Consider the following 26,068-nt stretch of genomic DNA (forward strand, 5'->3'; position numbering starts at 1 on the left):
GCCGCACCGCGGACACCGCGCCGTCGCGTCCGCGCCACTCCGAAATCTTCTTACGGGTGCCCTTCGCCGTCGTCTCCCGTTCGATGGGGAGCGCTCGGGAGCGCTCCGTGGGGGAGTTTCAACCGGAGATCACGTCCGGGTAGTCGCCACGCTGTCGGTCGGATCTCCACCCGAAAGCGGTGGGTTCGTCGTTCGCGGTTTCCCGCCGCGCGCTCAGTCGGCGCTCGCGGGGTCCGTCCGGTCGTCGGCTTCGACCCGGTCGGCGGCGTCGTCCGGCCCGCGACCCAGCAGGTACAGCGGGACGCCGAACGCGACGGTCGCGGCGGCCCACGGGATGGTGGTGAAGGCGGAGAGGAGCAGCCCCAGTAGCGGCGACGCCCACGGCACGTAGAGGACGGCGGCGCCGAACGGCGCCGCAAGCAGAGCGACCACGACGAATACAGTCACGCCTCGGTCGCGACCGCCGGCGCGGCCGAGCGGGAACCAGAGTGCGGCGGGGATCGACAGCAGCGCGGTCTGGAGGGCGACGACGGAGACGACGCTCGCGGCGAGAGCGACGAGCGCCGACGCGCCGAGGGTCCACCCGAGCGCGGCGCGCGCGGACGGGCGATCCAGTACCGCCGCGCCCGCGGCGACGAGCGCGTACAGTGCGGCGAAGGTGGCGACGGTCTCGGCGACGGCGGCGTCGAGGAGGACCGAACCGGCCAGCGCCGCGCCGGCGAGTACCGCGACGGCGGCGCCGCTGCCCGTGATCGCCTTCGAGAGGAGCAACGGATCGACGGCGGGCAACTCGTCGCCCCAGCGTCGCACCGCCAGCAGCAGGGCACCGAGCAGGGCCGCGGGCGCGACGCCGAGGGCGAGCGCGCTCGGTTCGGCGACGCCGACGCTGAAGGCGACGAACCCGACGGTCGTCAGCGCGCGCGCCGCGGGCCCGTCCGAGGGAGCGAACGCCAGGCGGGTGTCGCTCCCCAGCCCCGGCTCCTCGTCGGTCACGCGCCAGACGACCGCGCCGTTCTCGACGGTCGCAGCCGATGGCGCGCGACTCACGACGGTGCCGTTCGGCCCCTCGATCCGGAGTTGGTCCGCGTCGAGGTCGAGCCCGGCCCGGCGGGCGCGCGGGTCGAGCAGGTCGACGAGGACGACGCCGCCGAGGCTCCGGTGGGCCACGCCGGGCTGGTCGAAGGTGACGACGAGCGTGTCGTTCACGACCGACGTACGCAGGTTCCGGGGGTCTTCGACGACGGTGCGGCGGTCGAGGCTCGCGCGGACGACGCGCTCGCGGAGCGTCGCGTTCGCGGCGAGTCGGTCGGCCGCGTCGTCGTCGATCCGGACGCGGGCATCCCAGTGGCCGCTGCCGTCCTCTCGGACGCGGATCGTCGCCGTGCCGTACTCGACGGTGAGCCGGATGCCCTCGTTCTCGGCGGCGTCGGCGAGCCCGTCCCCGCAGACGCCACAGACCGATTCGGGCGGTGGCGCGGCGTTCGCGGGGCCGACCGCTACGGCCCCGACGCCCGAACAGACGAGGAGGGCCGCGACTGCGAGGAGAGTGGGACGACGGGCTGTCATCACTCCCCATCTCACTCGCCCGTCCCAAGTGGGTACCGGAGGGTCAACCGGGGGTTTCACCTTCTCGCGCCGGTGGGCCGTCGCTCAGTCGTACTCGTAGAACCCGCGCCCGGTCTTCTTGCCGAGGTCGCCGGCCTCGACCTTGCGCTTGAGGAGGTAGGCGGGCTGGTAGCGGTCGCCCAGCTCCTCGTGGAGCGTCTCGGTGGCGTGGAGACACACGTCGAGGCCGATGTGGTCGGCGAGTTCGAGCGGGCCCATCGGGACGTTCGTCCCGAGTTCCATCCCGCGGTCGATGTCTCCCTTCGCGGCGACGCCCTCGTCGTAGGCGCGGATCCCCTCGTTGATCCACGGCATGAGAATGCGGTTGGTCACGAAGCCGGGCTTGTCGTCGGCCTCCCAGGTCTCCTTGCCGAGCGCCTCGGCGAACTCGTGGGCGAACTCCACGACTGCGGGGTCGGTCTTCTCGCCGACGACCACCTCGACGCCTTTCATCACCGGGACTGGGTTCATGAAGTGGAGTCCGACCACGTCGTCGGGCCGGTCGGTGGCGGCGGCGATGGTCGTGATCGAGAGCGTGCTGGTGTTCGTGGCGAGGGTCACGTCGTCGTCGGTCACGTCGTCGAGGTCGGCGAACACGTCGCGCTTGACCTCCACGTCCTCGACGACCGCCTCGATCACGAGGTCAGCGTCGGCCAGGTCGGCTAGGTCCGTCGTGCCGGTCACCCGGTCGCGCATCGTCTCGGCCTCCCCCTCGGAGACGGTCCCCTTCTCGACGAGGCGGTCGAGCCCGTCGGTCAGGTTCTCGATCCCTCCTTCGACGAGGTCGCCTTCCACGTCGCGGAGGACGACTTCGTAGCCCGACTGGGTGGCGACCTGCGCGATTCCGCTCCCCATGGTGCCGGCGCCGACGACGCCGACGGTGTCGATGGCATCGAGTTCGCGCATACCCCTCCTCCGCCCGCCGTCCGCCTAAACCTACTCCCGTTCGTCGTAGCACGCGCTCCGTGCCGGACCACAGTCAGATACTTGCCACGTACTTGCGGCGTCGCCACCGGATCCATCAGGTGACCCGATTTCGGCCGTCCAAGCGCGTGCGAACGTCACGCACGCCTCAATCGTTTACTCGAACGGTAGTAAATAATGTCAGAAAGAAGATATATACGTTCGGTCCGTGTACGCTTGTCCGTAATGCGACCCATCGCAGACGCTCCGGTCACGCGGGACGGGAAAGTACTCGTTTTGGCGTACGACCACGGTATCGAGCACGGGCCGGTGGACTTCGACCCCCAGCCCGAGAGCGCGGACCCGGAACACGTCTTCGATGTCGCCACACACCCCGCCGTCACCTCGCTAGCGGTCGGCAAGGGCGTCGCCGAGGCCTACTACCCCTCCTACGAGGACGACGTGTCGCTGCTTGCCAAGCTCAACGGCACTTCCAACCTCTGGATGGGCGAGCCCGACAGCGCCGTCAACTGCTCCGTCGAGTACGCCGCCGAGGAACTGGGCGCCGAGGCCGTCGGCTTCACCGTCTACCCCGGCGTCAACGGCGAGGTCGAGATGTTCGAGGAGTTCCGCGAGGTCCAGGAGAAGGCCCGCGAGTACGACCTGCCCGTCGTGATGTGGTCGTACGCCCGCGGCCAGGCCGTCAAGAACGACACCGGCGAGGAGACCATCGCCTACGCCGCCCGGCTGGGGCTGGAACTCGGCGCCGACATTGCCAAGGTCAAGTACCCCGGCAGCCAGGAGGCCATGGAGACGGTCACCCGGATGGCCGGTCCGACGAAGGTGCTCATGTCCGGCGGTTCGAAGACCAGCGACCGCGAGTTCCTAGAGAGCGTCAAGAGCGTCATCGACGCCGGCGGCGCGGGCCTCGCCGTCGGCCGCAACGTCTGGCAGCGCGAGAACCCCCGCCGCATCCTCGACGCGCTGGAGGAAGTCATCTACGAGGAGGCCTCCGTCGACGAGGCCCTCGACGCGGCCGCACCCAAGCCATGAGCAAGCAGCTCCCACCGTCGGCCGACTGGGTTGGCCATCCGACCGTCGACGCCGTCTTCGACGTGGTCCGGGACACCGCCAGCGAGGTCCGCGAGGCGCTGCCCGAACGCCGGGCGTACGTCGAGGGCCACAACCCCAGCGGCGAGAAGGTCCGCGCCGCCGACGAGTACGCCGACGAGCTGTTCTGCGAGCGCCTGCTCGCGCTCGATTCGGTCGGGAGCTACGCCTCCGAGGAGCGTCAGTCCGCGCAGACCGACGACGACGGCGGCGAGTACCACCTCGCCCTCGACCCGCTCGACGGCTCCTCGAACCTCACCTCGAACAACCCGATGGGCACCATCGTCAGCGTCTACGACGAGCCGGTCCCGACCACCGGCGACCACCTCGTCGCCGCCGCGTTCGTCCTCTACGGCCCCAACACCACGATGGTCGTCTCCGACGGCGACACCGTCGACGAGTACCTTATCGAGGACGACGGCGACGAGGGCCGCAAACTCCTCCGCGAGGGGCTCACCCTGCCCGACGACTCGACCGTCTACGCCTTCGGCGGTCGCCGCCCGGACTGGACCGACGGCGTCACCGCGGCAGTCGAGGACCTGGAGGCCGACCGGCTGAAACTCCGCTACGGCGGCGCGTTCATCGCCGACGTGATGCAGGTGCTCACCCACGGCGGCGTCTTCGCCTATCCCGAACTCGCCGACGCGCCCGAGGGCAAGCTCCGCTACTGCTTCGAGTGCGCCCCCGTCGGCTTCGTCGTCGAGGCCGCCGGCGGCCGCGTCTCCGACGGCTACGGCGACCTCTTCGAGACCGACCCCGACCGGCTCCACCAGCGCAGCCCCGTGTATCTCGGGAACGCCGAACTCGTGGACCGGGTCGAAGCGAAACTGTCGTAGCGGCGGACGGGTCAGCGGCCCTCTCGCCACAACGCCTATCCTTCTGTGCTCACATCGTACACATATGGGGTCGAGCGACAAGCGGCGGGTACAGTTCCGGGCGTCCGAGGACCTCGTCGAGCGCACGGACGCGCTGGCGACGGTGCTGGAGACCGACCGGACCGACGTGCTCACGACCGCGCTCCGCGAGTACCTCCGTGAGGCGAGCCACGACGACGACCTCGTCCAGGAGATCGCCGACGCGTACTACGGCGACGATATCAGTTTCGAGCAGTTGCGTGGGCTGGTCGGCCACGAGGCGGCGGCGAACTTCCGGGTTCTCAAGGAGCGGCTCGACGAGGAGTTCGTCGCGGCGACGGCGGACGAACTCGACGGATGACGCGACTCGTCGCCGACACCTCCGCGCTGGTCAGCCTCGGCGTCGTCGCTGGCGGGAACCCGGATCCGCTGGAGATCCTGCTCGACGACCACACAGTACTGGCGCCCGAGCGCGTCGTCGAGGAACTCGAATCGGTCGGCGAGTACGACGACGAGTCGGCCGTCGCGGCGGAGGCGGTGCTGGACAGACGTGACTCGATCGCCGTCGAAGCGGTCGCCCTCGACGATTCGTTTCCGCTCGACGACGGGGAGAACGCCGCCATCTCGCTCGCGAACGACCGCAGTGCCGACCAGTTTCTCTGCGACGAGTTCAACTCGGTCGCGCTCGTCCACGCGTCGCTGGTAGATTCGCGGCTCGTGACGACGCCGCTCTTGCTCACCGCGCTCGTCCGGAACGGGCGGATCGACACGGGCGACGCCGAGCGCCTGCTGGACCGCATCGGCGAGGCCCGAAGTTGGGACGGGAACAGCTACGTCCAGCGTGCGCGCGAGACGCTCGACGCCGAGTCCTGATCACCCGTTCGCGCTCTCGCCGCCGACCTTTCCGAGGACGAACCGCAGGAGCACCACGACGAGTCCCAGCCCCAGCAGGCCGCCGAGCGCCATCCCGATGAGCCGCAACGGGAGGAAGGACAAGAACGACAGGAACGAGAGCAGGCCGCCTCCACCGCCGACGACGACGGGGCCGGCCTGGGTACCGTTGACCATCACGGTGTGGTTGCCCTCGGTGGCGAACTGCGTGGAGAACTGCACACCGCGCTGCTCGCCCGCGGGCACCGCGACGGTCTCAGTGCCGACGAACGAGACGTTCATGCCCTGGAGCGTCTGTAACCCGGCCGTGTAGGTGCCGTCGGCGTCGCCCTCGTTCGCGAGCGTGACGTTGACCGCGACCGACTCGTTGACCGCGACGGCCGTCCGGTTGACCGTGACGTTGCTGACGAAGATGGTCGCCTCGCCCGACGGTTCGTCGTCGCCCGACGCCGTCTCGTTGCCGCTCGTCCCGTTCGCAGCGGTGCCGTTCCCGGCCGTACCGTTCCCGGTGGTGCCGTTGGCGGCCGTTCCGTTGCCCGCGGTGCCGTTCGCGTCGGCCAGCGCCGGGTCGGTCGACAGCGAGAACACCGAGAGGCCGGGGGAGTCGACGCGATAGCGGACGTGCGCCTCGTCGCTCTCGGCCACACTGGTTCCGATCGCCGACCAGTCGCCGTCGGAGAGCCGGTACACCGTGAGGTTCGCCGGATCGAGACCGTGCGCGTCGAGGTACGGTCGGCGGACGGACAGGTCGTAGGTCACGCCGTCGACGGCGTCGTCGGTGACCGAGTGCTGGACCGTGACGGTCGCGGCGGCGGTCGCCCCGTCGGGACCGCTCAGGGCCGCGCCGGTCCGTTCGCGGGCGACGACGGTCGCCGTGAGGTTCGTGTCGGCGGCGGCGTCGAAGCGCAGGCGCTCGACGGAGACGTTCGCCGTCGCGACGACGGGACTCGACGCGTTCTCGGGGACGGTCACGGTCGTCCCCGCGGCGGCGCGGCGGACCGTGACGGACGAACTCGCCGTCCCCGCCCGCCCGTCCTGCAGCGATTCGACGCCGACCGTCGGCCAGTCGGTCCCGTTCCCGTCGCCCTCCGCGTCGGGCTCGGACTCGCCGACGAACGTCTCGCGGGCGGCGCCGTCGACGGCGAACTCCTCCGTGTGTTCGACGCCTTTGGCGTCGGTCGCGCGGACGATCACCGTCGTGCGGTTGCCGGCGATGGCGACCTCGCGGTCGAACTCGACGCGCTGGCGGCGCGAGCCCGAGTGGACGACCTGGTAGTCGAGGGTCTCGCCGGTGGTCGCCACTCTGGTCTCGACGACGAGGCGCTCGGTGACGCCCTCGAAGGCGGTGCCGGCGAGGAAGAGCCGCTCGTCGTTCAACACGACGGTGCGGTCGCGGTCGACGGCGATCGTCGGCGCCACGTCCCGTTTCGGCTGAGGGACTCGCTCGATCGGGACCGTCCGGGTCGTCGTCTTGCCCGCCGCGTCCGTGACCGAGATCGTCGCCTCGTACGTGCCGGGGAAGAGGGTGTACAGCGACTCGTTAAACGACATCGAGAGCCGGTCGGGGTCGGGCGCCCCCGAGTCGCCGGCGGTGATCATCGACTCGTTGGTAACGTTGCCGTCGGGGCCCCGGAGCGTCAAGTTGGCCGACCGCACTCCCACGTCGTCCCGGAAGGTCCCGGTGAGGTAGACCTTGTTGCGCGTCGTCCGGTTGGGGACCGGTTCGACTGAGACCGACGGGGCGCGCCGGTCCTCGACGGTGACCGCGAAGGTGTAGACCCGGGTATTCCCGAACTCGTCGGTGGCGGTGAGCCTGAACTCGTTGGTTCCGTCGCCGTTCGCGGCGTAGCCGAGCAGCATCTCGACAGAGAAGTTCTCGCCGACATCGCGGACCACGCGCGCCGAGCGGTCGCCGCCGAACGTCCGGGTGAGCCGGAGCTTCTCGACGCCGGCGGACTCGATGATGTTTCCGGCGATGGTGACCCGCGAGCCGTTGGAGGTCCCGTTGCCGATGGACTTCCACGGCGCTGTCTCGTAGGGGCTGGTCAGGTAGACGTGGGGTGCCTCGGTGTCCTTCTCGACGGTGAACGTCGTGGCGTTGACCGCTCCCGCGTCGTCGGTGACGATGACCCGGATCTCGTTCTCACCGTTGGACAGCGATGGCTCGACCGTCTCCGTGACGCTGCGCCCGTCGACGGGGACCGACTCAACGAACTCCCCGTTGACGCGGACGACGATCTCCGAGAGTTCGGTCCCGTTGATCGCGACATCGCCGACGCTCGCGTTCACCGTGATGTCCACGTCCGTTCCGGCCTCGTACGTGTCTCCGTCGGCCACGTCGGTCGACCGGATCGTGACGTCGACCGCCGGCTTCGCGCTGGCCGCGCCGCCGGCGGCGACCGTCGGCGCCGCGACCGACACGAGAACCAACAGCACCAGCGAGAGTGACCGGTAACGCATTGGCGCGACCTTCGCCGTTGTCCTACTTACCCGTTCGTCCGCGGCTATCAAGTTTGAAATCCCGGTGGGTCCCCGCTGCCGTCCGACGAGGGGAGGGGTTCCACCCCCTCGACGGTAGTGTTTAGTTAGCAGCATTGTGCCAGCGAGCGAAACTCTGCAACCAATTTTCGGCTGTTTTCGGTTCAACGTGGCTGAAGCAGTTTGAAAATGATGAGGTTCGGCGCTTGAGCTCTCGAAAGATCCGTTCGACAGCGTTCCGATTTCCGTGGCGACGCATCTGAAATCGGAGCCCAGCTCGTTGGAGTGCAGTTTGGAGGTGTTGAGCCCCATCAACGAGAAAGACCGCAGTTTCGACATCGTGTTTTTGACGCAGTTCGCGCAGGAAGATCTCGGTCAGAGCGGTCGTCGTCGTTGAAAAGAGGCGGACGTGAAGCAGTTCATTCGTCGCTGGATCAGCGGCGGCGTACAGCCAGAACTGCTGATCGTTGATCCGAATCACCGTCTCGTCAAGCGCGACTTGATTCGGAGATCGACCAGATTCGGGCTGTAGATCGGCTTTCTGCACCCAATCGTGGACTGCCTTCCGACTGCGTTGGACACCCAGACAGTCGAGCAATTCGACGGTATTCGACAGCGACAGTCCCGCAACGTGCGATTGAATACCGAGCGCCATTGCCGGCTCGGGTGTCCGCTCGCGCTCCACAAAATCCAAATCGATCCAGTCTCTACGACCGGTGAGGCGGGCGATTTCTGGCATAGGCACCAAGAAATCACACCGCCTCACCTTTCACGCGTAACTAAACACGACCCCCTCGACGGGGCGGCATATTTTACCGCTAGCGTGCGACGGGACTGGTATGCGAGTTCGAATCGCCCAGGACGCGAGCGTCGAGGAGGCGGAAGCGATCGCCTCGGCGCTCGAACGGACGGTCCCGGGGGACGGCCGCGTGGAGGTGTACGTCGGCGACGCCGACGAGCCGGCCGTCGTCCACGAGTTCGACGGGGACGGACCCACCGGCTCCGCCTCCGGGAGCGGCGAGTCGACGGGAGGCGCGGCCGACGAGGACCTCGGTCCGACCGCCCGCGAGCGGGCCCTCCGGGAGGAGATCGCGGACATCCGGCGGGGCGGCCCGGAGAAGTACCGCGAGCGGCTGGCCGAGCAGGGGAAACTGTTCGTCCGCGACCGACTGGAGCTGTGGTTCGGCGACACCGACCCGGTGCCCGATGGGGCGGCCGATGCCGACTACGACCGGGCCGCCGACCCCTCGGGCCTGCGCTTCGAGGACGGCACGTTCGCCAACTTCGACGCGTGGCACGCCGACTCGCCCGAGACCGACGACGCGGACGGCGGCGATGGGGACGGGAGCGGGACCGACGACGGGGACCGACTGCCCGCCGACGGCCTCATCACCGGTGCCGCGGAGTTCGCGGGCCGGGACCTGCACTTCATGGCCAACGACTTCACCGTCAAGGCGGGTTCGATGGCCGAACACGGCGTCGAGAAGTTCCTCCGGATGCAACAGCGGGCGCTGAAGACCGGCCGGCCCGTCCTCTACCTGATGGATTCGTCGGGCGGCCGGATCGACCAGCAGACCGGCTTCTTCGCCAACCGCGAGGGCATCGGCAAGTACTACTACAACCACTCGATGCTCTCCGGACGAGTCCCCCAGATCTGCGTCCTCTACGGCCCCTGTATCGCCGGCGCCGCCTACACCCCTGTCTTCGCCGACTTCACGGTCATGGTCCGGGATATGTCCGCGATGGCCATCGCCAGCCCGCGGATGGTCGAGATGGTCACCGGCGAGCAGATCGACCTCGACGATTTGGGCGGCCCCGACGTACACACCCGCCACTCCGGGTCGGCGGATCTCGTCGCCGAGGACGAACACCACGCTCGCGACCTCGTCGAACAGTTGATCTCGTATCTCCCGGACAACAGCGACGAGAAGCCCCCGCAGACGGAGGGGCGCCCGCCGGCGAAGTCGCCCGAGGGCATCGACGGCGTCGTTCCCGAGAAGCCCAACAGGGGCTACGACATGGAGCGGTTGATCGAGCGGGTCGTCGACGGGGACTCCTTCTTCGAACTCCAGCCGGAGTACGGCCCCGAGATTCTGACGGGGTTCGCCCGGGTCGACGGCCGCCCGGTCGGCGTGGTGGCCAACCAGCCCGCCCAGCGCGCGGGAGCTATCTTCCCCGACGCCGCCCGCAAGGCCGCCGAGTTCGTCTGGAAGTGCGACGCCTTCGAGGTCCCGCTGCTGTACCTCTGTGACACCCCCGGGTTCATGGCCGGCTCCGGCGTCGAGAAGGAGGGCATCCTCGAAGCGGGCAAGAAGATGATCTACGCCACCTCCGCCGCGACGGTGCCCAAACAGTGCGTCGTCGTCAGGAAGGCCTACGGCGCCGGCATCTACGCCATGTCGGGGCCCGCCTACGACCCCGAGTCGACCATCGGCCTCCCGTCGGGAGAGATCGCCATCATGGGCCCCGAAGCGGCGATCAACGCCGTCTACGCGAACAAGCTCGACGACATCGACGACCCCGAGGGGCGCGAGCGCCGGGAGCGGGAGCTCCGGGAGGCGTACCGCGAGGACATCGACGTGCATCGGATGGCCAGCGAGGTCGTCATCGACGAGATCGTCCCGCCGAGCGACCTGCGCGAGGAGCTGGCCGCCCGCTTCGCCTTCTACGAGTCCGTCGAGAAGGACCGACCGGACAAGAAACACGGCACGGTCATCTGACTCCCGAAGACCGCGCGGCCGCGCAGTCAGTCGTCGTCGGGGTCGCCGAGCAGGCCCAGGTCCTCCGCGACCAGGTCGCGGACCTGGTCGGCCAGCGCCGGGTCGACGCGAGCGACCTGTTCGCCGCCGTGGAGCCCGTCGTTGTGACGCTCGACCGCGTCGGCCACGTCGTCGATCGCGACCGCCGTCTCGGTCTCGCACTCCGAACACACCACCGGAACCGTCGGGTCTGTGTCGTCTGCCATCGGTCTCACCCGGTATTGACCGCCCCCCGTGATACATCCCTCGGGTCCGGTCGGCGACCACTGTCCCAAGACACCCCGGTCGTGTTCGGTGCTGGAGAGGCAGCGATCGGATGCGGTCGGCGCGTGCTGGAGCGCGCTCTCGTGCGCGCGACGACATCGCGCGAGGGATTCGCGACTCGCGTGTCGCGAATCGGCTGGGGAGGGTCGTGGCCGTCTGCGGCACCGTTTGGGGCGGTCGCTGGTGCGGTTGCGGTCCTGGCGGACTGAAAGGGCGAGACACGCTCGCGTGCAGTTCAGTCGCCTGAGTCGGCACTATCCGCGCGGGCGGTGCGGAGAGCGCGGATATCCGACTCAGCGACCGCGAGCGGGTCGAGGGCTTTCGTCGCTCGCTGTTCGGGTCGCCGCTCGCAATTCTCGTCGAATCGACTCCGACACCAACCCCCAGGGGCTTACGTCAGGGGTGCGATATCGGGGTATGCGACGCGTCATCGTGGACACGGACACGGCCGGCGACGACACGCAGGCGCTGGCGCTCGCGGTCCTGACCGACCGGCTGTCCGTCGAGGCCGTCACGGTCGTCGCCGGCAACGTCCCCTTCGACCGGCAGGTCGAGAACGCGAAATACACGCTCTCGCTCGTCGACGCGACCGACGTGCCCGTCTACGAGGGCGCCCGCTCGCCGCTGGTCAAATCCCACGAACACGCCACGGAGATCCACGGCGAGGGCGGCCTCGGCGGCGATCTGAACCCCGAGACCGGCATCGACTCCGCAGGGGGGTTCGCACCCGGCGAGATCGTCGCCCGCTGTCGCGAGTCGCCGGGCGAACTCACCCTGCTCTGTATCGGCCCGCTCACGAACCTCGCGCTCGCGCACGCCCGCGAAGAGGAACTTCCCGACCTCGTCGACGAGGTGTGGGTCATGGGCGGCGCGGTCGAGTGCCGGGGCAACGTCACGCCCGCCGCCGAGTTCAACGTCTGGGCCGACCCCGACGCCGCCAAGCGGGTGCTCGACGCCTTCGACGTGACGCTCGTCGACTGGGGGCTGTGCCTGCGGACCGCGCTCGCTCCCGACACGCTCGACGAAATCGACGCCATCGACACCGACCTGGCCGAGTTCTTCCGCGAGGTCACCAAGGTCGTCCGCGAGCGCGGCGAAGCCGGCGGTCTCGACGGCATCACCCAGCCCGACGGCCTCACCGCCGCGCTGCTGGCCTACCCCGAACTCCGCGAGCGGGTCGAATCCTACGCCGTCGACGTGGACGAACGCGAAGGGCTCACTCGGGGATACACCAGCGTCGACTTCGAGGGCGTGACCGGGGAGCCGGCCGATACTCGGGTGGTCGAGGCCGCCGATTCCGAGCGGTTCGCCGAGGTGATCCTGAGGATGTTGCGGGAGCGAGATCCCGACGGCGTCTTCGAGTGACTACGGCCTCACCGTCCTCTCAGTCTTCCACTTTCACCTCGGCCTGCGAGCGTTTAACGACTCTCCGATAGACGAACTGTACAGTGTGGTATGTAACCGAGACGGACGGTACGGGGCAGTGAGATGCGCCTGCTGACGGGGACGAACTTGCTGGTTCCAGACGAACGCTTGTGAGGGAGAAACGACGGGTCGATCGAGGTCGCCAGATCGGAGTGGTCCGGACGAGCCATCGAGAGCGGTGGCGCCAGTTTCAACCGACTGAGACCCGAACACCGACGCAGTCGTGGCCAGTGAGCAACTCGGGCTGACCGAGAGCGTGTCGATGGCGCTGGGCGGGATGATCGGCGGTGGCATCTACGCCGTCCTCGGCGTCGTCACGGGGATCACCGGGCCGGCGACGTGGGTTGCGTTCTGCCTCGCGGGCGTCGTCGCCGCCTGCGCGGGCTACTCCTACAACGCCTTGAACGACGTGGACGACGAGAACCAGGGCGGCTCGGTCTCGTTCGTCCAGTCGTTCGTCGGCAACTCCACGCTCGCGGGGATGGCCGGGTGGACGCTCCTGTTCGGCTACGTCGGGTCGATGGCGATGTACGCCTTCGCGTTCGGCGAGTTCACCGTCGCGCTGGGGGGCGTGCCCGACGGCGTCGGCGCGGTGCCGCTCCGACCCGTCGTCTCGGTGCTCGCCGTCGCCGGGTTCGTCGGGTTGAACCTGCTGGGCGCTCAGGCGACCGGCAGCGCCGAGAACGTCCTCGTCGCGGCGAAAGTGGGCGTTCTCGTCGCCTTCGGCGTCGGCGGCATCGTCTACGTCGCCACCGGCGCCAGCGGCGCGACGCTCTCGCTGGGCTTCTCCGAACTCGCCTCGTGCGGGCCGGTCGTCGCGGCGGCGGTCTCGTTCGTCGCCTTCCAGGGGTGGCAGCTGCTGTTCTACGACCAGGAGAGCATCGCCGACCCCGTCGAGACCATCCGGAAGGCGGTGTACGTCTCGATCCCGGTGGCGGTACTCATCTACGGGATGGTCGCCGTCGTCACCATCGCGCTGGCGCCCGAGGCGCTGGAGTCGAACCCCCACACGGCGCTGGCGGACGCCGCGGGCGCGATCACGGAGCCGTTCGGGCTGGGGCGGGCGGGCGCGCTCGTCATCTCGCTGTCGGCGCTGTTCTCGACGGGGTCGGCCATCAACGCGACGCTGTTCTCGACGGGTCACTTCGCGAAGGGGATGCTCTCCGACGACCTGCTGCCCGACCGGATCGGCGACTCGGAGGCCGAGGGGATCCCGACGCGGACGCTGCTCGTCCTCGGGGGCGTCACGGCGGCGTTCGCGGCGATCGGGAGTCTCGGCGGGATCACCTCCTTCGCCTCCGTGGCGTTCATCGTCGTCTTCGGATCGATGAGCTACCTCGCGCTCCGCGAGCGCGACCGCGACCGGATCAACCCCGTCCCGCCCGCCGTCGGACTGGTCGGCACGGCCGCGTTCCTGCCGCTCCTCTTCTGGCACCTCTACACGAACCAGCGCCACACGTTCTACGTCGTGGTGGTCGTCTCGGTCGTCGCCGTCGCCGTCGAGTTGCTCTACTTCGAGCGCGAAGCCCTCGAGGAGGAGATCGAATCGGTCGAACCCGAGTTCGTCGAGGAGCGGTCGCCGTTCCGGTAGGCCCGTCGAGCGGGGCGTCCGCGCTCCGGGTTCAGTCGTCCTCGCCGGCTTCCCACCGTTCGGACACGTCGTCCTTGGCGACGGTCTGGAGGCGCTGGACGCCGCTGAACTCGTCGATCACGTCGGCGACCACGTCGGGGACGCGGTCGGTCCAGGTGTCGTCGTCGAGCATCCGCGCGCGGATGTCGCTACCCTCCAGGCGGTCGCGGTCGAACATGGGGGAGTCCCGTACCTCGATGCCCCGCTCCTCGAACAGCTGGACGACCAGCGGGTTGTTCGAGTAGGCCACGTCGAAACTGGGAGACATGCTCTCGATGTGGCTGACCCAGACGGCGTTGCGGTCGATGTCCTCGATGGGGACGACGTACGTGGGCACGTCCACGTCGCGGACGGCCTTGCTCACCATCATCACGCGCTCGCCCGCGGTGAAGGGGTTGCGAACGGTGTGGGACACGTCCGCGCTCCCGATGCCGAGGACGAGTTCGTCCACCTCGTCGACGATGTGGTCGACCATCGCCCGGTGGCCGTTGTGGAACGGCTGGAAGCGCCCGATGTAGAACCCGCGCGTCATACGGCTTCCTGTGCGGAGCGGGCACATTAACCCCCGTGACTCGCCGGCCGGTCCGCGGTGGCTCGCTGTCGACCCGCGTGGCCGGCGCCGTCGGCGCTCCCCCGTCCGTGCTAACTCTAGACACGCCCTGTTTTTTCCGGACTGACCGGTAGGAGCCGTGTACTCCGAACCCGCCGATACCACTCACGTCCGGCGGTTTGAGGGCGTTATCGGGGCGCGCTGTGGGAGAAAGTATATCAATAAACAGCCCTTGGCTTCTGATGTCAGAATCGTTTATATGAGTGAGAATATCGACACCGACGATCCGTCCGCAGACGACGCGGACGAGACCGAGGAGGTCGGCGTGACCGAGGAGGCGCCGGACTCGACCCCCGACGAGCGGGGCGAAGAGCCGGGGTCGCCGGGCGACGCCGAGGGCGGCGACGAGTCGGGTGCCGACGAGTCCGGGGACGGCGGGTCCGCGGTTGCCGTCGACGGCGACGACAGTCTCGGCAGCGCGGTCGAGATCGACGCCGACGACGCGGCCGTCGAGAACGCCGACGAGGACTTGCTGGGCGGGCTCGACGTCGAGACCACCGCCGACATCGAGGTCCCCGACCGACTGGTCGACCAGGTCATCGGGCAGGACCACGCCCGCGACGTGGTGTTGAAAGCGGCCAAACAGCGCCGACACGTGATGATGATCGGCTCGCCCGGGACGGGCAAGTCGATGCTGGCGAAGGCGATGAGCCAGTTGCTCCCCAAGGAGGAACTCCAGGACGTTCTCGTCTATCACAACCCCGACGACGGCAACGAGCCGAAGGTCCGCACCGTGCCGGCGGGGAAGGGCGAACAGATCGTGGACGCTCACAAGGAGGAGGCGCGCAAGCGCAACCAGATGCGGTCGTTCCTGATGTGGATCATCATCGCGATCATCATCGGGTACGCGCTGCTCATCCAGGGCTCCGTGCTCCTGGGCATCCTCGCGGCCGGGGTCGTCTACCTGGCCTTCCGCTACGGCTCGCGGGGCAACGACTCGATGATCCCGAACCTGCTGGTCAACAACGCCAACCAGCAGACTGCGCCGTTCGAGGACGCCACCGGCGCCCACGCCGGTGCGCTGCTGGGCGACGTGCGCCACGACCCGTTCCAGTCCGGCGGCATGGAGACGCCGAGCCACGACCGCGTCGAGGCCGGCGGCATCCACAAGGCCAACAAGGGCGTGCTGTTCGTCGACGAGATCAACACGCTCGACATCCGCAGCCAGCAGAAGTTGATGACGGCCATCCAGGAGGGCGAGTTCTCCATCACGGGCCAGTCCGAGCGCTCCTCGGGCGCGATGGTCCAGACCGAACCCGTCCCGACGGACTTCATCATGGTCGCCGCGGGCAACCTCGACGCCATGGAGAACATGCACCCCGCCCTGCGCTCGCGTATCAAGGGCTACGGGTACGAGGTGTACATGGACGACACCATCGAGGACGACGCCGAGATGCGGCGCAAGTACGCCCGCTTCGTCGCCCAGGAAGTCGAGAAGGACGGCCGCCTGCCCCACTTCGACGAGGAGGCCGTCGAAGAGGTCATCCTCGAAGCCCGCCGCCGTTCGGGCCGCAAGGGCCACCTCTCGCTGAAGCTCCGCGACCTCGGTGGGCTGGTCCGCGTCGCGGGCGACATCGCCCGCGCCGAGGACAAGGAGTTCACCGAACGGGGCGACGTGCTCCAGGCCAAGCGCCGCTCGCGCTCCATCGAGCAGCAGCTCGCGGACAACTACATCGAGCGCCGCAAGGACTACGAGCTCACCGTCAACGAGGGCGACGTGGTCGGCCGCGTCAACGGCCTCGCGGTCATGGGCGAGGACTCCGGTATCGTCCTCCCCGTCATGGCCGAGGTCACGCCCTCGCAGGGGCCCGGCCAGGTCATCGCGACCGGCCAGCTCCAGGAGATGGCCGAGGAAGCAGTGCAGAACGTCTCGGCGATCATCAAGAAGTTCAGCGACGAGGACATCTCCGAGAAGGACGTCCACATCCAGTTCGTCCAGGCCGGTGAGGGCGGCGTCGACGGCGACTCCGCCTCCATCACGGTCGCGACCGCAGTGATAAGCGCGCTGGAGGACGTGCCCGTCGAGCAGAACCTCGCGATGACCGGGTCGCTGTCGGTCCGCGGAGACGTGCTTCCGGTCGGCGGCGTCACCCACAAGATCGAGGCCGCGGCGAAGTCCGGCCTCGACACGGTCATCATCCCGAAAGCGAACGAGCAGGACGTGATGATCGAGGACGAGTTCAAAGACGAGATCGAGATCGTCCCCGTCCAGCACATCTCCGAGGTGCTGGAGGTCGCGCTGGCGGGCGAACCCGAGAAGGACTCGCTGGTCGCCCGCCTCAAGTCCATCACGGGCAAGGCGCTCGAACAGCGCGAAGTCGGCCAGACCGGCGGCTCGCCGAGCCCGCAGTAGGGCCCGACGCCGCTCCCGCACGACCCGCGGATTCGCATCTTTCGGCTCCGAAACGACTTTCGACCGCCGAGTCCCAACTCCGGGTGTGACGCTCTCGCCGGCCGTCGGCCCCGCTCTCCAGACGCTGCCCGTCCCCGAGACGGATCTCGCCGGGTTCGCCTGGCTCGTCGCCGCCGTCCTCGCGGGCTTTCTGATCCTCGCGCGGCTCTCGCAGGGCGTCGTCGACGGTGAGGGTGACGACGGGACGACCGGCGAGGCGGCCGGCGACGGCGCGAACCCAAAGCGGTCGCGGTCGACGGGGCGACCCGGATCCGACGGTCGCGACGCGAGCGCGGCCGAACGGGACGCGAGCGCGGCCGACCGAACGACGACAGGCGACGGCGACCACGACGAGGACGCGCCGGGGTCGTCGCCGGTCGCGCACCCGCTGGCGCCCGACGGGGCGCTGGGGCCGACGGAGGACGACGATCGACTCCGAACCGTCGACGACGGCGCGGCGGATCGCCCGGTCGAGCCCGCCGTCGCGCGCAACGCCCGCGAGGACCCGGCGATGTCGCCGGGCCTGCTCCTGCTGAACGTGGCGCTCACGCAGGGGCTGTTCGGCGCGATCCTCGCGGGCGGCGCCTGGTACTTCGGCGTCCCGCTCGACGTGCTCGGGGTCAGCGGCGACGCCCTCTCGACGGGGCTGCCGGCGCTTCTGGTCGGTGTCGTCTTCGGGGTCGTCCTCTGGGTCGGTAACGAACTCGCCTCGGGGCTGGCGGCGTCGTCGGGCGCCGACTACGACGAGGGGCTGCGCGAGTTGCTCGCGCCGGAGGGGGTCCGCGGCTGGGGGCTGCTCCTGGGAGCGACGCTGCCGACCATCGCGGTCGTCGAGGAGTTCGTCTTTCGCGCGGCGGTCGTCGGCGCGGTGACGCCGGTGGCCGGTACCTCACCCTGGGTCCTCGCCGTCGTCTCGTCGGTCGCGTTCGCGCTCGGCCACGGCGCCCAGGGTCGCGTGGGCGTCCTCGTCACTGGCGGCCTCGGATTCGCGCTCGCGGCCGGGTTCGTCCTGACCGAGAGCCTCCTCGTGGTGGTCGTCGCCCACTACCTCGTCAACGCGCTGGAGTTCCTCGCCCACGAGGGGTTCGGGCTGCCCGACCCGGTGTGGTCCTGAGGGGAGCGGTGGTGTTTTCTGACAGCCGTCCGACCGGTCGCGCATGAACGTCGACGACGCGCTCGTCCGCCGCGCGATTGTCGCGTGGTGGGCACTGCTCGCGGTCGGCTGGCTGGCGCTGGCGGTGACCGACGCGACCGGCGCGCTCGCGTTCGACCTGGAGGATCTCGCGCTGGGGCTCGCGGTCGTCGTCGGTGGCGCCGGCGTGGTCGTCCTCGCGGGCACGGACGAACAGGCGCGCCGGCTCGCCGGGGCACTGCTCGTCGTCGGGGGGACCGCGCTCGTCGTGACGACGGTCGGCGTGACGGGCCTGCCGGTCGCCTCGGGGACGCTCTCGCTGGTGGCGGATCTCACGATCCTCGGTGCGATGTTGCTGGTCCTCTCGAACCGGCTCGGCGGGGCGGACGACTCGTCCGTCTGAGGGTCAGAGCCCTTCGAGCGAGCGCAGTCGCTGCTCGACCTCCGCGGGGGCGGCGCTGGGGCCGTCGCGGACGCGGTGGTCCGGGATGAGCAGCGGTGCGGGGTTGTCAGCGAGCGCCGACCGGGCGGTCCGCACGTCCTCCTCGTCGTCGGGGTCGCCGTCGGGCGTCATCCGGACGAGTTGAGCGACGCCGACCTGCTCGCCGTACGGGATCTCCCGGACCGCCTCCAGTACCGCGCGGCGGTCGGTCGGGACCGTCAGCGCGACGGTCACGTCGGCGAAGTCGTCTTCGCCGCCGGTGAGGTACTCCTCGATCCGGTCGAGCAGTTGGTGGTCCGATACCGCCTCGTCGTCGGGCGTGCTCGGAAACGACAGCGAGAGCACCCGCCCCTGGGCCTCCCCGAACTGGACGTGCCGGTCGAGATACGACGACTCCCGCGCGTAGATCCCCGCCTCCTCGTTCATACCTCCCTCTCCGTCCGGTCGGAACTTGAAGATTTGTTCCGCGCGCGGCGGCCATCGCTGTCCGGGCGGTCCCGCGGGCGTCGCTCGGACGGTCCCGAGTCGACGCTACCCGGGGAGGTCCGCGTCGGCGTCGACAGTGTGGTCGGGTTCCGGGGGGAGCTCCCAGTCGGTCGTCAGTTCGAGTAACTGGACGAGCATGTTGGCGGTGGCGCCCCAGACGGTGAACCCGTCGACGCGGAAGAAGTGCAGTCGGATCTCGCCGTAGTGGGGGTGGTCGCGGCGCTCGCTCTCGTAGTTGTCCGGGTCGATCAGGCCGGCGACGGGGAGGACGGCCACCTCGGCGACCTCCTCGTCGCCGGGCAGGTACTCCCGGTCGGCGACGCGGGCGACGAACGGGCGGACGAGGTAGTCGGTGATCGTCCGGATGTCGTCGAGCCGGCCGACGACCTCGGCCTCCTCGGGACGGAGACCGACCTCTTCCCCGGCCTCGCGGAGCGCGGTCGCGAGCAAGTCGTCGTCCTCGGGCTCGCGGCCGCCCCCCGGGAAACTCATCTGGCCGGGGTGGTCCGAGAGGTGGTCGGCGCGCTTGGTGAACAGGACGTGGTCGGCGCCGTCGCGGGTGAGGACCGGCGCCAGGACCGCCGCCTCGCGCTCCTCGCCGGTGAGGCGGTCGCTCCCGTCGGCTCGCGACCCCTCGGCCGGCAGGCCGACCGGGTCGCGCTCTCGCACCCGCGACAGGTCCATACGCGGAGCAACGGGGCGGGTGGTCTTAACTGGCGGGTTACCCTCGAAGGAACGGTCGCGGGTCGTCGGCCGAGGGGCGCAGGGTTCGGGCGCTGGAACGGGAGGGGGCTCGGACGCCGGAGCGCTGGCCGGGGACTCACACGTCGTCGAGTCGCTCGCGCAGTTGGGCGGTGTCGACGGCGGCCCACGTCTCCAAGTCGTAACAGACCTCGACGAGTTCGTCGGCGCGGTCGGCGTCCCCTGCCTTGGCGATCTCGACCGCCTGGGCGTCGAGCCGGTCCCGGGCGGCGGCCGCGGCGGTCTCGCGGTCGACCGACCGGGTCTCGACGTCCATGATGTGCGGGAGGTCCTCGGCGTGGTCGGGCAGCGTCGGGAAGGCCGTCGGCCCGGCGACGAGCAGGGTCGTCTCCTCGCGCTCGACGGGCACGAGGTGGTAGCTCTCGACGGCCGCCTCGACGGCCGCGGCGACGGCGTCGGCGTCGGGCTCCTCGCCGCGCTTGTACGCCAGCTCTTCGAGCGCGCGGTGGAGTTCCTCCCGAGTCAGTCCCCCGAAGAGGTCGACCACACCGGCGAGTTCGTCGGCGACGAGACTCATACCCGGGGCCACGACGCCGGCCCATTTCAGCGTTCGCTTCCCACTTTTTCCGGCGGAGAGCTCCTCGCGGCCCTGCGGGCCGCTGCGGGGGTCCTCCGTCTGCGCACGGCGCTTTGCGAGTGTATCGGTTGTTTCTGTTGGACAGGTTGTGAAAGCAAGTCGACCGACAGCGACCGCACTCGACGGTGAGCGATGAAAGCCCTCGCCGCGCTCGCGGTCGCTGAGGCGGGATATCCGCGCTCTCCGCACCGCCCGCGCGGATAGTCGCCCGCTCAGGCGACTATCGACGCGAGCGCGCCTCGCCCTTTCAGTCCGCCAGGACAGCAACCGCCCCGCACAGCACCGCAGACGGCCACGAGCCTCCCCAGCCGATTCGCTCGCCTTCGGCTCTCTCATCCCTCGCGCGACTGTTTCGAGCGGCCCGCCAGGAGGCGGGCACGCTCACGGCAGAGCCGTTCGCATCGAGGCGCTGCGCGCCTCGCACCGCTCGACAGCACGCGCCAACCGCACTGCCACCTACACCACTTGTTGTTAGCATCCGGCGCGTAGCGCCAGTTCACCGGACGCGAGGGAGCGAAGCGACCGAGTCGTCCGGCCTTTTTCACCCATGTTTTTGGCGGGTGGGCTCCCGCAGCGAGCGAAGCGACGGGGAAACCCGCCCGCCAAAAACATGGCTTCAGTAGGTCTTCGCCCAGTAGGCGGTCTCCTCGGCCTCGTCGCCGCAGATGGCGCAGTCGTCGTGGAGGGGCTCCTCGTCGCGGTCGAGGGGGACCATGACGATCTCGGCGGCGAGCGCGTCCTTGATGGGGTCCTCGCAGTCTTCGTCGCCGCACCAGCCGGTCTTGACGTAGCCGCCGTGCTGGCCGATCGTACCGAGGATCTCCTCGCGGGAGTCGGCCTCGCGGATCTCGCCTTCCAGCGTCTCCTCGGCGCTGGCGTACAGTTTGGCGTAGACGGTGTCGAGGTGGTCCTCGACGGTGGCGGCGATGTCGTCGCGGCTCTCGACGCTGTTCTCGCCGTCGGGGCGGTGGACGAGGGTCAGCTCGTCGTCCTCGACTTCGTTGGGGCCGACCTCGATGCGGAGGGGGACCCCTTTCAGCTCCCACTCGTTGTACTTGAAGCCGGGGTTGCGGTTGTCGCGGTCGTCGAGGTTCACGCGGACGCCCGCTTCTTCGAGTTCCGCGGCGGCGTCGGCGGCGTACTCGACGACCTCTTCTTTGTTGTCCTCCTGCCAGATGGGGACGATGACGACCTGCGTGGGGGCGAGCGTGGGCGGGAGCACGAGCCCCTGGTCGTCGGAGTGCAGCATGATGAGCGCGCCCATCGAGCGCCAGGAGAGGCCCCAGGAGGTCGTGTGGGCGGTCTGGTCCTCCTCGTCCTCGTCGGCGTAGGTGATGTCGAACGCCTCGGCGAAGCTCGTGCCGAGGTAGTGGGAGGTAGCGGCCTGGACGCTCTTGCCGTCGGGCATGAGCGTCTCGATGGTCGTCGTCGTGTGAGCGCCGGGGAACTTGTCGTGTTCGGGCTTGCGGCCCTTCAGCGCGGGCATGGCCATCACGTCCTCGTAGAGGCGCTCGTACTGGTCGAGACGGGTCATCGTCTCGTCCCACGCGCCGTCCTCGTCGGCGTGGGCGGTGTGGCCCTCCTGCCAGAGGAACTCCTTGGTGCGGAAGAACGGCTTCGTCTCCGTCGCTTCCCAGCGCACCACGGAACACCACTGGTTGAGCCGCATGGGCAGGTCCCGATGCGAGCGCACCCAGTCGGCGATGAAGGGGGTGATGATGGACTCGCTGGTCGGGCGGACCGCCAGTCGCTCTTCGAGTTCGTCGTGGCCGCCGTGGGTCACCCACGCGACCTCGGGGTCGAAGCCTTCGACGATGTCCTTCTCCCGTTCGAGGTAGCTCTCGGGGATGAACATCGGGAAGTAGGCGTTGTCGACGCCGGTGTCCTTGAACCAGCCGTCGAGGTGGTCCTGGATGCGCTCCCAGACGGCGTACCCGCGGGGGCGGGTGACGATGAACCCGCCCATGGGCGCGTAGTCGGCCAGCTCCGCCTTCTGCACGACTTCGGCGTACCACTCGCCCGTCGAATGCTCCTTGCTCTCGGTGATACCGAGTTCCTGCTCGCCACTCATTATCGAATCCTCGCCGACTGCGTTCTTGAACCTGACGAAGCCACCGGTCGCGTTCGCACGCCGCCGGCGCCACCGACGGGTGCGACGAACAGCGATCGGACCCGTCGCCGCGCGGTCAGATCCGTTGGTGGACGGCCGTCTGTGGCGCCGACCGATCAGACCTGTCGTCTCAGGATCCGACCGGAGACGGTCGAGGAGCCGGACGTTCGTCCGGTGTGGTGCGCGATACCACACAATAATTAAGTATAAACCGCGCTTTCGTCCACGTATGTCCTCCGCCAGCCCGGCGCGGACGGCGTCCGCTTCGCTACGTGACCGACGCGACGCGATAGCGCGGCGTTTCCCGACACCGCTGGCGGAGCCTTTCGCGACAACGTAATTCGATCCGGCGGCGCGCCGACCGACGCGCCCCGCTATCCACCACAGCGACTCGACAGCACGCACTGCGGACCACGAGCGGACCACCACACTATGAGCACGATACGAGACACGGATCTGATACGGACGAACGACTACGCCGAAGACAGCGGCGAGGTACGGGTCCTCGACCCCGAGGGCCGCCTGCTCCCCGGGGCGACAGAGCCCGACCTCTCGGACGAGGCGCTGGTGACGATGTACGAGGCGATGGTGACGGCCCGCCGGTTCGACGAGCGGGCGGTCAGCTGGCAGCGCCAGGGTCGGCTGGCCACCTACGCGCCGATGAGCGGGCAGGAGGCCGGCCAGGTCGCGAGCACGCTCGCGCTGGCCGACGACGACTGGGTGTTCCCCACCTACCGCGAGCACGCGGTGCGGCTCGTGGCGGGGTTCGACCTCCCGGAGATCCTCCGCGGGCTGATGGGCGCGGAGTTGCCCGTCGGCTCGGCGGGCGGGCCGACCGTCGCGCCCGAGGCGATCCCGATCGCGACCCAGATTCCGCACGCGACCGGCGCGGCGATGGCCGCACGCCACAGGGGCGACGAGTCGGTCGCGCTCTCGCACTTCGGCGACGGCGCGACGAGCGAGGGCGACTTCCACGAGGCGCTCAACTTCGCGGGCGTGTTCGACGCGCCCGCGGTGTACCTCTGTCACAACAACCAGTGGGCCATCTCCGTGCCGCGGGCGCGCCAGACGGCCAGCGCCACCCTCGCACAGAAGGCCGACGCCTACGGCTTCGAGGGGATCCGCGTCGACGGGATGGACCCGCTCGCCGTCTACTCCGTCGTCCGCTACGCCCGCGAGAAGGCGCTCGACCCGGACGCCGAGGACCTGCGCCCGACGCTGATCGAGTCCGTCGAGTACCGCTACGGCGCCCACACCACCGCCGACGACCCCGACGTGTACCGCGACGAGGAAGAGGTCGACTACTGGCGCGAGCGGGACCCCATCGACCGCCTGGAGACGTTCCTCGTCGAGACCGGACGGCTCGACGAGGGGGCGGTCGAGGCCATCGGGACCCGGGTCGACGAGCGGGTGGCCGAGGCCATCGAAGCGGCGGAGGCCGAGGCCGCGCCCGACCCGGACGACCTGTTCGAGGACGTGTACGACGAGGTGCCCGAGCACCTCGCGGACCAGCGCGAGGAGTTGCGACGGCTCCGCGAGCGCCACGGCGACGCGCTCCTGCGGGACTGAGCCGGCTCCGAGCGCGATACGACTCTCCGTTGAGGGCAACACTCTTGTTGGACGGTGGACCATTCGGGGTGTATGTCGCCGCGCCGCAGGCTCGCGGTCGCGTGTCTGCTCGTCGCCGCCCTCGCGCTGTTGGCGGGGTGTAGCGGTCCGGCCCCCGAACAGGAGGTGATCTGTCACGGCTGTGTCGACGCCGTCGAGAACGTCACCGGCGGGTCTGGGACTGCAACCGTCGAGGAGAGCGTCACGCACGTCCGCCTGCAAGAGAGCGGCGACGCCCGCTTCGTCGCTCGACTGGAGGTCGGCGACGACGGTGAAACCGACGCCACGACCGCCGACCGGGTCGTGGAACGCATCGAAGCGCTTGAACGGACCAGCTACGATACCAGACCGGCGTTCGAGCGGCGCGACCTCGACGCGCGAGTCACCGGTGACGAGGTCCTCGTCACCTACAGCGTCGGGGGGATGACCGAACGGCGCTTCGGCGTCACGGTCACGGACCGGTTCTACCGGGCGGACGGTCGGGGGCGGTCGGACGAGGTCGACCACGGGCCGTTCCAGATCGGGACCGACCGGCTCGTCGTCGACGGCCCCGACGGGACGTCGCCGCTCGTCGGCGTCCCGGGCGCGACGGTGAAGGACGACCGCGTCGTCTGGACCGGCAACGAGGTGTCGACGCGTTCGTATCTCGTCTTCGGGGACAGCGGTGGCGAGGTCCGCGGTCGGACGGCCGTCGCCGCGAACGTCATCGAATGGGCGGGGCCGCAGGCGCTCCTCGCGTCGGCGCTCCCGGTCGCGGTGCTCGGGGCGCTGGCTATCGGATTCGCGTACAGATACCCGCGACGGGTCGCAGACGGCTGGAACCCTCGTGACGACAGCCTGTTCAAAGCTCTCGCGCTGGGGCCGTTCGCCGTGCCGGTCGGCATCGCGGCGCTGTGGCAGTTGCCCGTCCCGACAGTCGACACCGCAGTCCTACTGGCGGTCGTCACCGGGGTCGTGCTGACGGCACGAGCGGTGCGGTCAGACGACGGAGACGACGTCGAGGACGACAGCGACGCGGCACCGGCGAGGGAGTCGACCGCAGACTCCCGACCGCCCGCTCCGAGACGACCGATCGGCCAGCGCCTCGCGGAGGGCGAGTTCGGAGGCCGAGGGGTCGTCTACGCCGTGGTGCTGTCGGCGACGGCCGTCGCCGCAGTCACGGCGGCCGTCGCCGCGGACTTCGAGGGGGACTACCTCGGGTTCGTCTGGCTCGCGGCCGCGGCCCTTCCGTTGTTCGCGTTCACGGCCCTCGGCTATCTCGTGACAGACCGGGAGCGAACGCCCCACAGAGTGGTCGCCGTCGCGGCCGCGGCGACCGCGCCGTGGCTGGTGATGTTCACGGCGATAGTCAACGGGGACGAGGTCATCAGCGACCTCCTCGGGATGATACTCGTTCCGCTGGGCCAACTGGCCGGCGGCGTCCTGCTGTTCTACGCCGCGCTGTGGCTGACGACGCGGTACCGGTCGACGGGAACCGACGCGTGACGGGTCGAGGATCCGCCGCTCACTCGACCGCGAACGGACTCGCGCGCTCGCGCCACTCCCACCCCGGGAGGCGGGTCTGGAAGCCCGCCGCGAGCGCGGCGTCCAGATCGTCGAGCCCCGCGGGGTCGCCGTCGTCGACGCCCGCCGACCCGTCCGCCTCCTCGATCGCCACGTCGGCGTAGTGGAACGTGGCCTCGCCGAGCAGGCGCAGGGGTTGGGTCCCCGCGAGCGTCCCGGCGAGTTCCCGGCCGAGCAGTTCGTCAACGACGAACCCCGGGTAGTCGCTGGCCACGTCGAGTTCGCGGAGGATCGCGACCAGCGCGGCGACGTTGACGGCGCGGTCACCGTCGGCGAACACCGCGTCGACCGCGCGGCGATACTGTTCGGCGGACACCTCGTCGACCCCGGTGTCGAATCGGTCGCCCAGGTCGGCCCGGGTCTCGTTTATCAGCGCGACGACGACGGGCGCCCGTTCGCGGACCCACTCGCGTTCCTCGGCGACGACCGCTGGCGTGACTCGCATACCGACCACTCACGTCGGACCG

23 protein-coding genes are annotated in these 26,068 nt (G+C 69.5%); 12 read left to right on the forward strand and 11 right to left on the reverse strand.

Annotation, left to right across the window (positions count from 1 at the left end; translation table 11 throughout):
* Positions 1–213: 213 nt before the first annotated feature.
* Both HZS54_RS13735 and HZS54_RS13740 read right to left on the reverse strand, forming a co-directional pair.
* Complete coding sequence (locus HZS54_RS13735) at positions 214–1,566, reverse strand: hypothetical protein (RefSeq protein WP_179917687.1); 1,353 nt, start codon at positions 1,564–1,566, stop codon at positions 214–216.
* A gap of 84 nt (positions 1,567–1,650) precedes the next feature.
* On the reverse strand, positions 1,651–2,511 hold the full coding sequence (locus HZS54_RS13740; protein ID WP_179917688.1) for a 3-hydroxyacyl-CoA dehydrogenase family protein: 861 nt from the start codon (positions 2,509–2,511) through the stop codon (positions 1,651–1,653).
* A 243-nt stretch (positions 2,512–2,754) separates the two neighbouring features.
* Here HZS54_RS13740 and HZS54_RS13745 point away from each other — a divergent pair, with 243 nt between their 5' ends.
* From HZS54_RS13745 to HZS54_RS13760, 4 genes are all read left to right on the forward strand, one after another.
* On the forward strand, positions 2,755–3,561 hold the full coding sequence (locus HZS54_RS13745; protein WP_179911475.1) for a class I fructose-bisphosphate aldolase: 807 nt from the start codon (positions 2,755–2,757) through the stop codon (positions 3,559–3,561).
* Positions 3,558–4,454 carry a class 1 fructose-bisphosphatase gene (locus HZS54_RS13750; RefSeq protein ID WP_179917689.1) on the forward strand — a complete coding sequence of 299 codons (897 nt, stop codon included), beginning with the start codon at positions 3,558–3,560 and terminating at the stop codon, positions 4,452–4,454. The genes HZS54_RS13745 and HZS54_RS13750 overlap by 4 nt, the downstream gene beginning before the upstream one ends.
* A 64-nt stretch (positions 4,455–4,518) precedes the next feature.
* Positions 4,519–4,833 carry a hypothetical protein gene (locus HZS54_RS13755; protein ID WP_179917690.1) on the forward strand — a complete coding sequence of 105 codons (315 nt, stop codon included), beginning with the start codon at positions 4,519–4,521 and terminating at the stop codon, positions 4,831–4,833.
* The gene (locus tag HZS54_RS13760) at positions 4,830–5,345 is read left to right on the forward strand and encodes a PIN domain-containing protein (protein WP_179917691.1); all 516 of its coding nucleotides are present in this window, start codon (positions 4,830–4,832) and stop codon (positions 5,343–5,345) included. Before HZS54_RS13755 ends, HZS54_RS13760 begins: the two co-directional genes overlap by 4 nt.
* Here the strand turns inward: HZS54_RS13760 and HZS54_RS13765 are convergent, their stop codons facing one another.
* Positions 5,346–7,823: a hypothetical protein gene (locus HZS54_RS13765; RefSeq protein WP_179917692.1), complete on the reverse strand. Its 2,478-nt coding sequence runs from the start codon at positions 7,821–7,823 to the stop codon at positions 5,346–5,348.
* A 121-nt stretch (positions 7,824–7,944) separates the two neighbouring features.
* On the reverse strand, positions 7,945–8,580 hold the full coding sequence (locus HZS54_RS13770; RefSeq protein ID WP_179917693.1) for an IS6 family transposase: 636 nt from the start codon (positions 8,578–8,580) through the stop codon (positions 7,945–7,947).
* Between the two features lie 100 nt (positions 8,581–8,680).
* On the opposite strand from HZS54_RS13770, the gene HZS54_RS13775 reads away from it, so the two are divergent.
* A complete protein-coding gene (locus HZS54_RS13775; RefSeq protein ID WP_179917694.1) occupies positions 8,681–10,561 on the forward strand; it encodes an acyl-CoA carboxylase subunit beta in 1,881 nt (626 codons plus the stop codon).
* 26 nt (positions 10,562–10,587) lie between these two features.
* On the opposite strand, the gene HZS54_RS13780 is transcribed toward HZS54_RS13775, so the two are convergent.
* Positions 10,588–10,806: a DUF8149 family protein gene (locus tag HZS54_RS13780; protein WP_179917695.1), complete on the reverse strand. Its 219-nt coding sequence runs from the start codon at positions 10,804–10,806 to the stop codon at positions 10,588–10,590.
* A gap of 475 nt (positions 10,807–11,281) precedes the next feature.
* Between HZS54_RS13780 and HZS54_RS13785 the strand changes: the two genes are divergently transcribed.
* Positions 11,282–12,229: a nucleoside hydrolase gene (locus HZS54_RS13785; RefSeq protein ID WP_179917696.1), complete on the forward strand. Its 948-nt coding sequence runs from the start codon at positions 11,282–11,284 to the stop codon at positions 12,227–12,229.
* A 283-nt stretch (positions 12,230–12,512) separates the two neighbouring features.
* The gene (locus HZS54_RS13790; protein ID WP_179917697.1) at positions 12,513–13,880 is read left to right on the forward strand and encodes an APC family permease; all 1,368 of its coding nucleotides are present in this window, start codon (positions 12,513–12,515) and stop codon (positions 13,878–13,880) included.
* A 31-nt stretch (positions 13,881–13,911) separates the two neighbouring features.
* Here HZS54_RS13790 and HZS54_RS13795 read toward each other — a convergent pair whose 3' ends face one another.
* Positions 13,912–14,451, reverse strand: coding sequence for a nicotinamide-nucleotide adenylyltransferase (locus tag HZS54_RS13795; RefSeq protein ID WP_179917698.1), 540 nt, complete (start codon positions 14,449–14,451; stop codon positions 13,912–13,914).
* 277 nt (positions 14,452–14,728) lie between these two features.
* On the opposite strand from HZS54_RS13795, the gene lonB reads away from it, so the two are divergent.
* The 3 genes from lonB to HZS54_RS13810 all read left to right on the forward strand — a co-directional run bounded on the left by lonB (position 14,729) and on the right by HZS54_RS13810 (position 18,456).
* The gene (gene lonB, locus HZS54_RS13800; RefSeq protein ID WP_179917699.1) at positions 14,729–16,882 is read left to right on the forward strand and encodes an ATP-dependent protease LonB; all 2,154 of its coding nucleotides are present in this window, start codon (positions 14,729–14,731) and stop codon (positions 16,880–16,882) included.
* Between the two features lie 85 nt (positions 16,883–16,967).
* The gene (locus HZS54_RS26315) at positions 16,968–18,035 is read left to right on the forward strand and encodes a CPBP family glutamic-type intramembrane protease (RefSeq protein ID WP_246391648.1); all 1,068 of its coding nucleotides are present in this window, start codon (positions 16,968–16,970) and stop codon (positions 18,033–18,035) included.
* 43 nt (positions 18,036–18,078) lie between these two features.
* Positions 18,079–18,456: a hypothetical protein gene (locus HZS54_RS13810; protein WP_179917700.1), complete on the forward strand. Its 378-nt coding sequence runs from the start codon at positions 18,079–18,081 to the stop codon at positions 18,454–18,456.
* A gap of 3 nt (positions 18,457–18,459) precedes the next feature.
* On the opposite strand, the gene HZS54_RS13815 is transcribed toward HZS54_RS13810, so the two are convergent.
* From HZS54_RS13815 to proS, 4 genes are all read right to left on the reverse strand, one after another.
* Complete coding sequence (locus HZS54_RS13815) at positions 18,460–18,921, reverse strand: MGMT family protein (RefSeq protein ID WP_179917701.1); 462 nt, start codon at positions 18,919–18,921, stop codon at positions 18,460–18,462.
* 105 nt (positions 18,922–19,026) lie between these two features.
* Entirely contained in the window at positions 19,027–19,665 is a 639-nt protein-coding gene (locus HZS54_RS13820; protein ID WP_179917702.1) for an NUDIX hydrolase, read from the reverse strand.
* 136 nt (positions 19,666–19,801) lie between these two features.
* Positions 19,802–20,260: a DUF7109 family protein gene (locus tag HZS54_RS13825; RefSeq protein WP_179917703.1), complete on the reverse strand. Its 459-nt coding sequence runs from the start codon at positions 20,258–20,260 to the stop codon at positions 19,802–19,804.
* A 676-nt stretch (positions 20,261–20,936) separates the two neighbouring features.
* On the reverse strand, positions 20,937–22,391 hold the full coding sequence (proS, locus tag HZS54_RS13830; protein ID WP_179917704.1) for a proline--tRNA ligase: 1,455 nt from the start codon (positions 22,389–22,391) through the stop codon (positions 20,937–20,939).
* Positions 22,392–22,862: 471 nt separating this feature from the next.
* Between proS and pdhA the strand changes: the two genes are divergently transcribed.
* Both pdhA and HZS54_RS13840 read left to right on the forward strand, forming a co-directional pair.
* Positions 22,863–23,999 (forward strand): pyruvate dehydrogenase (acetyl-transferring) E1 component subunit alpha, encoded by a 1,137-nt coding sequence (pdhA, locus tag HZS54_RS13835; RefSeq protein WP_179917705.1) that lies wholly within the window; start codon positions 22,863–22,865, stop codon positions 23,997–23,999.
* A gap of 72 nt (positions 24,000–24,071) precedes the next feature.
* Positions 24,072–25,523: a hypothetical protein gene (locus HZS54_RS13840; RefSeq protein WP_179917706.1), complete on the forward strand. Its 1,452-nt coding sequence runs from the start codon at positions 24,072–24,074 to the stop codon at positions 25,521–25,523.
* Positions 25,524–25,542: 19 nt separating this feature from the next.
* Here the strand turns inward: HZS54_RS13840 and HZS54_RS13845 are convergent, their stop codons facing one another.
* Positions 25,543–26,046 (reverse strand): DUF7984 family protein, encoded by a 504-nt coding sequence (locus HZS54_RS13845; protein WP_179917707.1) that lies wholly within the window; start codon positions 26,044–26,046, stop codon positions 25,543–25,545.
* Between the last annotated feature and the right edge of the window lie 22 nt (positions 26,047–26,068).

Source organism: Halosimplex pelagicum (genome assembly GCF_013415905.1).
Taxonomy (GTDB): domain Archaea; phylum Halobacteriota; class Halobacteria; order Halobacteriales; family Haloarculaceae; genus Halosimplex; species Halosimplex pelagicum.

Excerpts from the sequence above, each read along its gene's own strand:
- HZS54_RS13735 (WP_179917687.1), bottom strand. The coding sequence starts at position 1,566 with ATGACAGCCCGTCGTCCCACTCTCCTCGCAGTCGCGGCCCTCCTCGTC.
- HZS54_RS13740 (WP_179917688.1), bottom strand. The coding sequence starts at position 2,511 with ATGCGCGAACTCGATGCCATCGACACCGTCGGCGTCGTCGGCGCCGGC.
- HZS54_RS13745 (WP_179911475.1), top strand. The coding sequence starts at position 2,755 with ATGCGACCCATCGCAGACGCTCCGGTCACGCGGGACGGGAAAGTACTC.
- HZS54_RS13750 (WP_179917689.1), top strand. The coding sequence starts at position 3,558 with ATGAGCAAGCAGCTCCCACCGTCGGCCGACTGGGTTGGCCATCCGACC.
- HZS54_RS13755 (WP_179917690.1), top strand. The coding sequence starts at position 4,519 with ATGGGGTCGAGCGACAAGCGGCGGGTACAGTTCCGGGCGTCCGAGGAC.
- HZS54_RS13760 (WP_179917691.1), top strand. The coding sequence starts at position 4,830 with ATGACGCGACTCGTCGCCGACACCTCCGCGCTGGTCAGCCTCGGCGTC.
- HZS54_RS13765 (WP_179917692.1), bottom strand. The coding sequence starts at position 7,823 with ATGCGTTACCGGTCACTCTCGCTGGTGCTGTTGGTTCTCGTGTCGGTC.
- HZS54_RS13770 (WP_179917693.1), bottom strand. The coding sequence starts at position 8,580 with ATGCCAGAAATCGCCCGCCTCACCGGTCGTAGAGACTGGATCGATTTG.
- HZS54_RS13775 (WP_179917694.1), top strand. The coding sequence starts at position 8,681 with ATGCGAGTTCGAATCGCCCAGGACGCGAGCGTCGAGGAGGCGGAAGCG.
- HZS54_RS13780 (WP_179917695.1), bottom strand. The coding sequence starts at position 10,806 with ATGGCAGACGACACAGACCCGACGGTTCCGGTGGTGTGTTCGGAGTGC.
- HZS54_RS13785 (WP_179917696.1), top strand. The coding sequence starts at position 11,282 with ATGCGACGCGTCATCGTGGACACGGACACGGCCGGCGACGACACGCAG.
- HZS54_RS13795 (WP_179917698.1), bottom strand. The coding sequence starts at position 14,451 with ATGACGCGCGGGTTCTACATCGGGCGCTTCCAGCCGTTCCACAACGGC.
- lonB (WP_179917699.1), top strand. The coding sequence starts at position 14,729 with ATGAGTGAGAATATCGACACCGACGATCCGTCCGCAGACGACGCGGAC.
- HZS54_RS13810 (WP_179917700.1), top strand. The coding sequence starts at position 18,079 with ATGAACGTCGACGACGCGCTCGTCCGCCGCGCGATTGTCGCGTGGTGG.
- HZS54_RS13815 (WP_179917701.1), bottom strand. The coding sequence starts at position 18,921 with ATGAACGAGGAGGCGGGGATCTACGCGCGGGAGTCGTCGTATCTCGAC.
- HZS54_RS13820 (WP_179917702.1), bottom strand. The coding sequence starts at position 19,665 with ATGGACCTGTCGCGGGTGCGAGAGCGCGACCCGGTCGGCCTGCCGGCC.
- HZS54_RS13825 (WP_179917703.1), bottom strand. The coding sequence starts at position 20,260 with ATGAGTCTCGTCGCCGACGAACTCGCCGGTGTGGTCGACCTCTTCGGG.
- proS (WP_179917704.1), bottom strand. The coding sequence starts at position 22,391 with ATGAGTGGCGAGCAGGAACTCGGTATCACCGAGAGCAAGGAGCATTCG.
- pdhA (WP_179917705.1), top strand. The coding sequence starts at position 22,863 with ATGAGCACGATACGAGACACGGATCTGATACGGACGAACGACTACGCC.
- HZS54_RS13840 (WP_179917706.1), top strand. The coding sequence starts at position 24,072 with ATGTCGCCGCGCCGCAGGCTCGCGGTCGCGTGTCTGCTCGTCGCCGCC.
- HZS54_RS13845 (WP_179917707.1), bottom strand. The coding sequence starts at position 26,046 with ATGCGAGTCACGCCAGCGGTCGTCGCCGAGGAACGCGAGTGGGTCCGC.